The organism is Blautia wexlerae (assembly GCF_013300825.1).
GTDB lineage: Bacteria > Bacillota > Clostridia > Lachnospirales > Lachnospiraceae > Blautia_A > Blautia_A wexlerae_B.
The window spans coordinates 99,314-110,567 of record NZ_JAAIMY010000008.1; the positions used below are offsets into that span (position 1 = coordinate 99,314).

General features: G+C 42.3%; 9 protein-coding genes. 5 read left to right on the forward strand and 4 right to left on the reverse strand.

Features of this window, described 5'->3' with window-relative positions:
- Positions 1-20 precede the first annotated feature (20 nt).
- Positions 21-1,202 carry a MerR family transcriptional regulator gene (locus G4417_RS06365; RefSeq protein ID WP_173683003.1) on the reverse strand — a complete coding sequence of 394 codons (1,182 nt, stop codon included), beginning with the start codon at positions 1,200-1,202 and terminating at the stop codon, positions 21-23.
- A 375-nt stretch (positions 1,203-1,577) separates the two neighbouring features.
- Between G4417_RS06365 and G4417_RS06370 the strand changes: the two genes are divergently transcribed.
- The 4 genes from G4417_RS06370 to G4417_RS06385 all read left to right on the forward strand — a co-directional run bounded on the left by G4417_RS06370 (position 1,578) and on the right by G4417_RS06385 (position 5,973).
- On the forward strand, positions 1,578-2,333 hold the full coding sequence (locus tag G4417_RS06370; RefSeq protein ID WP_020993689.1) for a DUF3825 domain-containing protein: 756 nt from the start codon (positions 1,578-1,580) through the stop codon (positions 2,331-2,333).
- Positions 2,334-2,480: 147 nt separating this feature from the next.
- Positions 2,481-3,503, forward strand: coding sequence for an acyltransferase (locus G4417_RS06375; protein ID WP_173683004.1), 1,023 nt, complete (start codon positions 2,481-2,483; stop codon positions 3,501-3,503).
- 239 nt (positions 3,504-3,742) lie between these two features.
- Entirely contained in the window at positions 3,743-4,483 is a 741-nt protein-coding gene (locus G4417_RS06380; RefSeq protein WP_173683005.1) for a hypothetical protein, read from the forward strand.
- Between the two features lie 152 nt (positions 4,484-4,635).
- Positions 4,636-5,973 (forward strand): MATE family efflux transporter, encoded by a 1,338-nt coding sequence (locus G4417_RS06385; protein ID WP_173683006.1) that lies wholly within the window; start codon positions 4,636-4,638, stop codon positions 5,971-5,973.
- Positions 5,974-5,996: 23 nt separating this feature from the next.
- Here G4417_RS06385 and G4417_RS06390 read toward each other — a convergent pair whose 3' ends face one another.
- Positions 5,997-7,697: a hypothetical protein gene (locus tag G4417_RS06390; RefSeq protein ID WP_173683007.1), complete on the reverse strand. Its 1,701-nt coding sequence runs from the start codon at positions 7,695-7,697 to the stop codon at positions 5,997-5,999.
- 430 nt (positions 7,698-8,127) lie between these two features.
- Here G4417_RS06390 and G4417_RS06395 point away from each other — a divergent pair, with 430 nt between their 5' ends.
- Positions 8,128-9,363 (forward strand): O-acetylhomoserine aminocarboxypropyltransferase/cysteine synthase family protein, encoded by a 1,236-nt coding sequence (locus tag G4417_RS06395; protein WP_173683008.1) that lies wholly within the window; start codon positions 8,128-8,130, stop codon positions 9,361-9,363.
- A 245-nt stretch (positions 9,364-9,608) separates the two neighbouring features.
- Here G4417_RS06395 and G4417_RS06400 read toward each other — a convergent pair whose 3' ends face one another.
- Both G4417_RS06400 and G4417_RS06405 read right to left on the reverse strand, forming a co-directional pair.
- Entirely contained in the window at positions 9,609-10,400 is a 792-nt protein-coding gene (locus G4417_RS06400) for an ABC transporter permease (RefSeq protein ID WP_020993690.1), read from the reverse strand.
- Entirely contained in the window at positions 10,393-11,160 is a 768-nt protein-coding gene (locus G4417_RS06405) for an ABC transporter ATP-binding protein (RefSeq protein ID WP_055053699.1), read from the reverse strand. The genes G4417_RS06400 and G4417_RS06405 overlap by 8 nt, the downstream gene beginning before the upstream one ends.
- Between the last annotated feature and the right edge of the window lie 94 nt (positions 11,161-11,254).

Here is an 11,254-nt window from a genome sequence, read left to right on the forward strand (position 1 = left end):
ACAAAAAAGTTAAATTTTGGTTATTTTTCACAAAGAAAAATGCCGGCATCCTTGGTAATAAAGAACCCATCCTTTGTCTTTCGTGATACAAATCCCCGAAAATCTTTGTATTTGTCCAGAATATATTGATTCTGATTTCCATGGCAGGAGAGGATATAGGAAATCAGCGGTTCTGCATCGGGGACAAGAAGGGAGTCCTTATAGCTTTCCCAGAAAATACGGGAAAAATACGGTGCCAGGATATCAGCTCCGTTTTCTCTGCCAAAACGCTCATAGAGTCTGTCTGCGGAGAGGACGATCCGGTCGTCGAAATCCCGGACCAGCCTGCTGACTTCCTGCATGTGTTTTTTTCCATAGGTACTGCAGATCAGTTTTCCGCCCGGAGTGAGCACACGTTGAATCTCGCCGCATACAGCAGGGATATCTTCACAGTAAAAAAGCACATGGTTTGCAATGACCAGATCAAAGCTTCTGTCTTCATGAGGAATTCTTGCACAGTCAAATGCCTCGAAGGAAAAACGGCTGTCTTTGCGTCCGATAGCACGTCTGGCATCACGAAGCATTCCGGAGGAAAGGTCAGAAAGAGTAACGGAAACTTCACCGGGGAGACTGGAAATATTCTGTGTCCACAGAGCGCCGTCGCCGCATCCAAGTTCAAGGATACGCATCCCCGGATGAATCTGACACTGCTCATAAACCCATGGAAACCATCCCTGTTTATTCTGGGAATACAGGCTGTGCAGATTAATGCGTGAGGAAATGTTGGAGGCGTTCTGGTATTGATTTTTCATGCTTTTCTCCATGCCTGTCAGATGGATCAGGTCAAGCATCTGATTCCAGTCTATGGCATGATGGGAGCGGATCGCGTCTGTGGTATCCTGGATTGCCTTTTCAACCAGCTGCATCTGCTCGATACGGTCACGTACCAGCTTTAACTGGATGTTCAGGGAATTTTCCATAAAATGATAGTCTGAGTCGTCAATGGTCATTTCCCGGATGTCATCCAGGGAGAAACCCAGATATTTCAAAAGCAGGATCTGGGAAAGTCTTGCAAAATCCTCATCTGTATAAAAACGTGCACCGGATTCTGTTACATAGGAGGGTTTGAGGATATTCTGTTTGTCATAATAGCGGATAGTGCGGAGTGTTACATGTGCCATACGTGCAAATTCTCCGGAAGAGTAATAGCCGTCTTTTTTCATGGAAAACCTTCTTTAAGAAAAATAGTCTTGCCCACAAATGCGAATAGAAACAGTTGTTCAGCCCGCATTTGCGTATTGCTGATATGTGTAGAGTATAACACAGCTGACTGGCAGGCTACAAGCATCAGGTATTACCGGATGGATAATATTATACTGGCTGAACTGTAAGTCTTATATGGTAATTTTTGACATTTTTTGAAGGATACTAATCCTTGTCTTTTGACAGAAATTATGGTATGTTAAATAATAACAATCAAAACTGATTTTCATACAAATCATAATCTGGCAGTTCTGCCATATTTTTTCCAAAATACAATAAATATTAAGAGAGAACAGTAATGACAATATGAGAGGTGCAGGGACAGGAGGAGCCTGATGATTAATTTATTTGATTTTACTTACTGCGGAGACTACAATCGGCAGATTCAGAATCTGGCAAGGATGGTGCCGGAGAAGTGGAGCTTTTCGGATACAGATGATAACGGAATTCTGAAAGGATATCTGGAACATACATTTAAACGCCTTTATGAAGAACAGAAGGTGTGGGAGAAAAAGAATTATGCCATATTTAATACAGGACTCTTTAATTACTATTATCAGCCGATTTATGCGTATTTTATTCCCAATCTGGTTCCGGACAGGCAGCCTTGGTTTCTGGATGGCTTTTACACAGAATACTATTTGTTAAAAGAAGGAATCACCTGTCTGCCGGAAAAGGCATGCTATGTGGAAAATCCGTCAGATCTTGTGTTTGATACAAAACTTCCGGTAATTCCACAGTACGAGCATATTTTTGGGGATGAGGAAAATGCTGCCCGTCTTCCAAAGGAAGTACGTGACAGCAGTATGAAAATGCAGCTGTTTGACGGCGCACTGAAACAGACAAAAAGAATGCTTGAGGCAGATTATAGAACGGCAATTCCACAGTATTATAATCACTCAATCCAACTGCTGCTCCCGATCTGTCTCCGCCATCCGGGAAAACCCGATCTTGCACTGGCGTGTATGAAAACATCGGACGGAAGCAAATATCTGGGGCGTACCTGCCTGACTCTCAGAATGGCCTATCATAATGCCAGGCTCCTTGCAAGGGTGGACCGAAGCTGGCTGATGACTTCTGTATCTGCCTGAGGTTTGACATGTGTGGTTCGCTTTGATATATTATAGCAGCGAAGCGGATGATTTTATCTGTCTGACTGAAATGATGTCAGGTCAGACATTTACGGATTGTTCTGCTGCTATAGATGAAACAACAGAAAAAGGTGGGTGAGAAATCAAATGCGAAATAAAAGTCTGGATGCTGTAAAGGCCATTGCTGCGTGCCTGGTGGTATGCATCCATGTAAGCTTTCCGGGACAGGTCGGGCAGCTTGTAAAAGTACTGGCAAGATGTGCGGTGCCGTTTTTCTTTATGGTATCCGGGTATTTCTGTTATTATCAAAATTGCAATGCCTCAAAAAGAATATTGTCTAAAATCCTGCATATCATAAAGCTTTTTGCAGTTTCAGTTGTGTTTTATTTTATCTGGGAATGTTTTATGAAAGCCTGGAATGGGGAGAGAGTATGGACATGGATAAAAGGGCTTGTGAGTACAGAGCATCTGAAGGAATTTTTCGTGTACAACAGTACTTCTCCGGTAAGAGCACATTTATGGTTTCTTCCTGCATTAATTTACTGTTATCTGCTTGCTCTTCTGCTTGAAAAATGGAGAATGCGTAAGGCTGCATATTGTATGGCACCTGTATTGCTGGCAATACTTTTATGGAGAGCGGAGTTTTGTGTCTTTTTTGACAGATTTTATCACACTATGGAATACAGAAACTTTCTGTTTACAGGAATGAGCTTTTTCCTTACAGGTCAGATGATCCGTGAATATCAGGATAAGATAGTATGCAAACGTCAGGAGCAATGGATGCAATGGGGATTGAAAGCAGGGATGATTTTCGGTGTGGTACTCAGCATGATGGAATATGCTTTCCGGGGAGCAGGAGAAATTTACACGGGAAATTGTGTTGCAGTGATCTGTCTGTTTCTGTGGCTTATTTTATATGGAAGGGAAATAAATTTTCCCTCTGTACTGGTGGAAACCGGAAGAAAATATGCTTTCCTGATCTATCTTCTTCATCCAGCGATGTCAGACCTTCTGAAAAAATGTGCAGAAGGTCTGGGAGTCAGCAACTGTCAGATTTATTTTTGGCTGCGTCCGGTTTTAGTATATATGCTGACAGTGGTGACAGTTTCCGGCATATCTGCGGCCTCTGCGTATGCAAAGCAAAATATTTTGCAGAATGATCATGTATAGTCAGGGTATGAAAATCAGGAATGAATTTTGTCTGCATTACTGAGAATAGAATGAATGGTAATATAATAATGTAGTAACTCTATTTTCGGAAACTGCGGGAATTATAACTGTTCACATAATGGAAAATGTGATATAGTAATCAGTAAATCTTATGAATGCAACCGTCAGGTGCTTCGCAGAATGGCGGATTGCTGAACAGTTACCGAAAATCATTATGCAGAAAATACAAAGGAGAGAGAATGGCAGATAAAAATCAGGACAAGAACCAGAGTAAGAACAGAGCAGAACAGGCAGAAGAGTACGATGAAAGCGTGCTGAATCCGGAGATTAAGAATGAATCGGATTTGTCAAAGAAGGAAAGACGTCTGATTGAGAAAGAAAAATTAAAGGGAATGGGACCAAAGAAAAAGCTGGAATATATCTGGATGTATTATAAACCGGCTATTTTCGGAGTAATCGCAGTGATTGCTCTTATATTCGGAATAAAGGATTACTATGAACAGTCCAAAATAAAAACAGTTCTGTCCATGACAGTGGTAAATTCAATGGCAAATGATACGGAAACTCCTGAGCAGAAAATCAAAGAAACACTTGGGTACAAAGATGATCCCTATAGTAAAGTAGAGATAGGCGTGAATCTTACTACGGACTCTGAAATGGCAGAATTTGATTATAATGCACAGATGGCTTATATGGCACAGATCCAGGCAGGTTCCATTGATATTATGGTTATGCCGGAGAAGCTTTATCAGACTTTGAAGAAGAATGAGCCATTTGCAGATTTGAAGGAATTGATGGGTGAGGAAGCTTTTGAGAAGTTTGGAATGCAGACAGATACTACGCACATTTCCATTACTGACAGTGAGCTTGAACAGGAATTAGGTGTAATCTACGATCCTGTGTGCATTGCAGTGCCATATTCAGCACCGAATCAGGAGAACGCAGTAAAATGGATAAAAAGTCTTGACAGCAGGAAATAAATTATGATATGTTTATCACACCAAAACTGGTGTGGATTTTTCAGTCTTGTGACAAACATGAACTCTTTTCGCCGCACGATTATCATACAGCAATGTAGAGATAATTGTGTGGCGTTTTTTGTTGCAATGAAACAAAGAAAGGAAAAAAAAGAATGAACAATACTTTTATGAAGAAAAAACCGATTCTGCCGCTTCTGGCATCTATGGCAATGCCTATGGTACTGTCCATGCTGGTGAATTCGCTGTACAACATTGTAGACAGCTTTTTTGTGGCAAAGATCAGTGAGCAGGCGATGACAGCTCTGTCTCTGGTATTTCCTGTACAGAACTTTATTAATGCAGTTGCCATTGGTTTCGGTGTGGGAATCAATGCACAGATTTCTTTTCAGCTGGGAGCAAAAAATATTAAAAATGCGAATATAGCAGCTACCCATGGTATGCTCTTTAATATTATTCATGGAATTATTTTTACAGTAATCTGTATTCCGTTTATGCCTGTATTTCTCGGTATGTTTACAAAAGAGCAGGAAGTGATCTCATCTGGTGTGCAGTATTCAGCCATTGCATTTGCATTTTCCACAGTGATCATGATCAGCCTGTCTTTCGAAAAGATTTTCCAGGCTGTGGGCAGAATGAAGCTGACAATGATCAGCCTGATGATCGGTTGTATTTCCAATATTATCCTGGATCCGCTGCTGATTTTCGGAGTGGGGATTTTTCCGGAAATGGGGATCAGAGGTGCAGCACTGGCAACTGGTCTTGGCCAGGTATTTACAGTTATTGTATATCTGATTGCATATAAGAAGTGTAGTATTCCGGTGGAGATCAGCAGGAAATATCTGGAATTTAACAGGAATCTGGACGGGAAGCTGTATATGGTAGGGATTCCCGCAATTCTGAATATTGCCCTGCCGTCAGTTCTGATCTCTTTCCTGAATCAGATATTATCGGCTTTTTCCGGAAGCTATGTAGTGGTTCTGGGAATCTATTATAAGCTTCAGACTTTTTTGTATCTGCCTGCCAGCGGCATTGTCCAGGGAATGCGCCCGTTGATAGGATATAATTACGGCGCAGGAGAAATAAAGAGGGTAAAGAAGCTTTTTGGGATTTCTGTGCTTCTGAATGGTATGATAATGCTGGCAGGAACGATCATCTGCTTTACAGCATCAGAGACATTGATGGGAATGTTTACTGAGAACCCGGAAACTGTAAGACTTGGCACTTCAGCATTACAGATTATCAGTATCGGGTTTATCCCATCTGCCATCTCTGTTACAGCTTCCGGTGCATTAGAAGGACTGAGCAAAGGTGCTCAGTCCCTGGTGATTTCGTTATTAAGATATATTATAGTGATCATTCCGGCAGCATACCTGCTGTGCTATTTTGCCGGGGCAGATGCCGTGTGGAATGCGTTCTGGATCTGTGAATTTATAACAGCAGTGGTAGTAGGTATCGGGATAAAGTATTACCGGAACCGTCTGCTACAGTAGACGATAGTGATAAAGCTGCTAAGTTAGGCTGCGCCTGCTTCGGCAGCATCAGCATCAGACTCTGCTTCTGCGGCATTTTCATCAGTAACGTCTTCGGCATCGGAATTGCTTCCGCCGCTGAGAACATAAGTGATGACTTCGTCCGGAACGCCTGCATTGGACAGATTATCCATAAGTGTAGTGAGGTCGAGTGTAGCTGCGTAGGCACTCATATCATCTTCATTGGTTACGTCATAAACATCTCCCAGAGCCGTAAGGTCCGGAATTTCAACAGATTCGCCTGCACCGGAAGTAACAGTGAAGCTTCCGAGAGTGCTTCCTGCACTTTCAACGGACAGTGCAACAGAACCAGAATCTTTTGCTGAATTTAAATCTAATACAAGTGCAAAGTTCTCGAGCATGGAAAGAGAAGAATCTGTATCTTCTGAAGAATCAGCAGGGAAGGTGATAGTATAGTTACCGTTTAAGTAACCTTCTTTTGCAGATTCGGTGTCGTAGTCCTTTACTTCGATAACAGCTGCGGCTGTATCATCCTGAGAAATTTTATAGGTTCCGTTTAATTTACCGCCATCAATCTGACCGGATCCGGACAGGGAGAGTGTGCCGGAATCATCTGTTTCAATGGAGAGAAGATAGCCAAAGTCTGAGCCGTCCCTGGTCATCTGCCAGTTCAGAACAGGAGTTATTTTATCACCTTCCTGAAACTCAATTTTACGTCCTGCAATTCTGCCGGTCTCATCAACCCAGATTCTGGTGTTGAGATGAGAATCATCGGAATCACTGGTATCTGCATCTTTCAGAAAATCAAGACCGTTTTCTACAGCTTTGGTAAAGCTTTCATGCAGGTCCTCGTTACTTGAGAGTTTCTCTGTCCAGGTATCGAGGATGTTCTCAATATCACTGTCTGATTTTGCTTCTTCCAGGATTGCAGTTGCAGTTTTTACAGCGTCTTCGGCTGAAATCTGGCCTTCATATACTGTACAGTCCTGACTGATATCACCTGCTGTCAGAGTTTCCTGACTGCTTTCGCCTTCTGTTACATTGTCAAAAAGCATAGATCCGTATTTATCCAGAAGTGTTTCTACTACAGAAGCTTCTGGAGCTGCTGCTGACAGATCAGACATCATGGAAACAGTCAGGCTGAGACTGTCAGAGTAAGCGGAAGCGAAATTGTCTGTCGGAATATCTGCATCTGAATCATCAGGGGTTAATTCTTCAAGATCATTTTCAATATTGGCAGTCTGCTGGTCTGCGGCTTCTTTCAGATTGGTCTTGAAATAGTTATCAGAGAGTTCGGGGATGCGCATATAAATATCCTGGCTGTCCGGATCAAGATAATATTCCAGAGTACAGATTTCATTATCATTAAGAAGGACCTTCATCAGAATACCTTCTTTTCCTTCTGTAAAAGAAATATCATTGGAAAGTGTGACATTGTCCAACCAGGAGACATCAAATGGTGCGACAAACCCCAGAAGTGAGCGTCCGGAATCTTCAAATTTCAGAATCATGTCACTCTGCATTCCTGACATCAGAGACTGGCTTTCTTCTATAGATGTAGCGTAAGAAGATGCCATTTCTGTGACCTTTTTTGCCCATGCATCTTTTTCAATGGAAGCGTAACTGTCTGCTGCAAATGCTGTAGATGGAATTGCAACAATACCAAGAAGTGCTGCAGTACAGATAGCGGTTGTTTTTCTTAACCATTTTTTCCTTGTTTTCATAAAGGGCCTCCTTCCGTTCTGTTATGAATCTTATGTAGTGGAATTACATTTCAGGACATTCATTTTCAGATATGTCGTCTGACTGAAATAATAATCTATAGCAATTCTCTTAAATGCATTATTTTAGAGGATTGCTATATATCAATTTTACCAGATAAAGATAGAAAAAGCTATGTTTTTTCGACAATATGGAAAAAGATGTTGGTTTTAGACTAAATTATTTCTATAGAAAAACAATAAAATATAGATAAAAACTATATGTGCATATAAATAATTGATATAAGAAAATTTGTTGACAGATTTATGTAAAAAATATATACTACTATTCATATCGAAACACTATGGAATATACTAAAACAGGGAAACGATATATCACAGAAAACATACCGTTAGTCCGGAGATTATTATATTTTACAAGGGGAATATACTCATGGAATTTCAGACTAAATTATTACACGGAAAAGCAGTAGATAATTATGCGAATGGTTCAACAGTGCCGCCTGTCAGCCTGGCAAATGCTTTTGCATATGAATCTTCAGAACAGCTGGAAAAAGTATTTCAGAATCGGGCACCGGGATTTGCATATACCAGAATTGCGAATCCAACAGTAGATGCATTTGAGCGAAGAGTAAATGAATTAGAAGGCGGGATTGGAGGTGTAGCCTGTTCCTCCGGAATGTCAGCGGTTACATTATCATTACTTAATATCCTGCAGGCAGGGGATGAGGTAATCGCAGGAAGTGCATTGTTCGGCGGTACGCTGGATTTGCTTCATGATCTGGAAGCATTCGGGATAAAAGTACATTTTATACCGAGGGTAGAGAAGGCACTGATTGAGCCGCTTCTTACAGATAAGACCAGAGCAGTGTTTGGCGAAATAGTAGGAAATCCCGCACTGAATGTAATGGATGTCCGGGAAACAGCAGATTTTCTTCATGGAAAAGGAGTACCGCTGATCGTAGACAGCACAACTTCGACTCCTTATCTGCTTAATCCGATTCAGTACGGTGCGGATGTAGTGGTGCATTCTACTTCTAAATATATAAATGGAAGTGGAGATGCCATCAGTGGAATTATCATTGACAGCGGAAACTTTTCCTGGAGTCCGGAACGTTATCCGGGAATGAAGGAATATAAGAAATACGGAAAGTTTGCTTATCTTGTGAAACTGAGGAACGGAATCTGGCGAAATATGGGTGGCTGTCTGGCTCCGATGAACGCTTATCTGAATATTATCGGAATGGAGACACTGGGGCTTCGTATGGAGCGGGTCTGTAACAATGCGTTCCGGCTTGCACAGGCACTGGAGAAGCTGGAAGGTGTATCTGTCAACTATCCACTGCTGGAGTCCAGTCCATATCATGAACTGGCAGAAAAACAGCTTAGTGGAAAGGGCGGAGCAATTCTGACTATCCGTGCAGGTTCCAAAGAACGGGCGTATAAGCTGATCAATCATCTGAAATATGTAAAGATTGCAACCAATATCGGTGATGTGAGAACTCTGGTGATCCATCCGGCGTCTACGATTTATATCCACAGTACGCCGGAAGCAATGGCAGAGGCAGGAGTGTACGACGATACAATCCGCATCAGTGTGGGTATCGAAGATATAAAAGATTTGATTCGGGATTTCACAGAGGCAGTGGAGAGCCTTGGAGAAGAATAATTCATGATATACACATTATCAGGCGCTTCGTTCGGAACATGATAGTAACCGGACAGAGGCGCTGGTTTAAAAACAGAATAACTGATAGACAGTCAGAGACAAGAGAAGCCCCGGAAGTTCAGGAGTGTCCAGTTAAGTGGAACTCGATGATTTTCCGGGTTTCTTTTTGCAGCAAAATTTTTTCAGACCTTGAAGCTATTTCCGAAACCGTTTCGTTATAAAAAATAGCGGTTAAAAATTAACAACTATCTGCGGGCGCGTTTTTCAATCAGTCCGAGGAGTCCGTACAGGATAATAGCGATGATACACAGAATGATAATGGACATCAGCACCCAGGTAAGCTTAAAAGTCTGGCTGGAATAGATGATCAGGTAGCCAAGCCCTTTCCTGGCACCGATAAATTCGCCTATGATAACACCAACCAGACACAGACCAATATTAACTTTCATAACACTGAGCAGTAACGGCACAGAAGACGGAAGAATAATCTTCATAAGCTTTTCTTTCTTACCACCGCCCAGCGTCTCAATCAGCTTCAGTTTTTCCGGGTCAGCTTCGCCAAAACCTGTATACAGATTCAGAATCGAACCAAAGATAGCAACCGACATACCGCAGACAATAATCGTCCGTTCGTTGGCACCAAGCCATACAATAAGCAAAGGTGCCAGAGCAGATTTCGGAAGGCTGTTCAGTACTACGAGATAAGGCTCTGTGATCTTCGCAAGTCTGGGACAGGTCCACAGCAGAACTGCCATCCCTGCACCCAGAACAACAACGAACAGAAAACTGACCAGTGTTTCCGTAATTGTAACAGAGAGATGGGGAAAAATAGAGCCGTCTCTGCACATACTGCAGAAGCTGTGCCAGATCATTACCGGACTGCTGAAGATAAAAGAATCGATCAGCCCGGTCCTGGCGGAGATTTCCCACAACACCAGAAAGAAAAGAAGAATAAATATCCGCAAAAAAAGAACAAGTTTCTTTTCTCTTTTCTGATGTCGGATATACTGTTGCTGATGATATGAGATTTCAGACATCATGATTCAGCTCCTTCCAGATAAGATTGAAATAAGATTTAAATTCAGGCGCATTTCTGGAAGCCATAGGAGTACGGTTCTCCAGATCAAAACAAATTGGCACAATCTTACGAATAATGGCAGGCCTTGGAGAAAGAATGATAACCCGGTCTGCCATGCTGATCGCTTCTGAAATATCATGGGTGACAAGGATCGCAGTCTTTTTTTCCTGACGCAGGATTCTGCCGATATCATCACTTACGCTGAGTCTGGTTTGAGAGTCAAGTGCAGAGAACGGTTCATCCAGCAGAAGAAGTTCCGGCTTTAATGCCAGAGTACGGATCAGTGCAGCTCTTTGGCGCATTCCTCCGGACAATTCAGACGGATGAGCAGAGCGGAATTTGTCCAAACCGTAATCTGAGAGAAGCTGATTTACATAAGCAAGTTTTTCGGCAGTGAGTTCCCTGCGGATTTCTAGTCCGAGAAGAACATTTTTATAAATTGTCCGCCACTCCAGCAGATGATCCTTTTGTAGCATATATCCGATACGGCAGTCACCGGAAGTTACCGGCGTGCCGTCCAGAAGAATCTGTCCCTGTTCCGGCCGGAGCAGACCACAGATCAGATTCAGCAGCGTGGATTTTCCACAGCCTGACGGCCCGACGATGGCGAGAAATTCACCTGGCATCAGTTGAAAGGATATATGAGAAAGGGCGGGGGTTTCCCCTGATAAACTGTGGTAGGAGAGACTGACATCTGTAATATCCAGCAGTGGTTTCATACAGATACCTCCATATTCGGTGAATAGTAACGAATATTTGTTACTGTTCACACACCACTATCCCGCGAGGTGTTTTGGCATGAATATGCCAAAA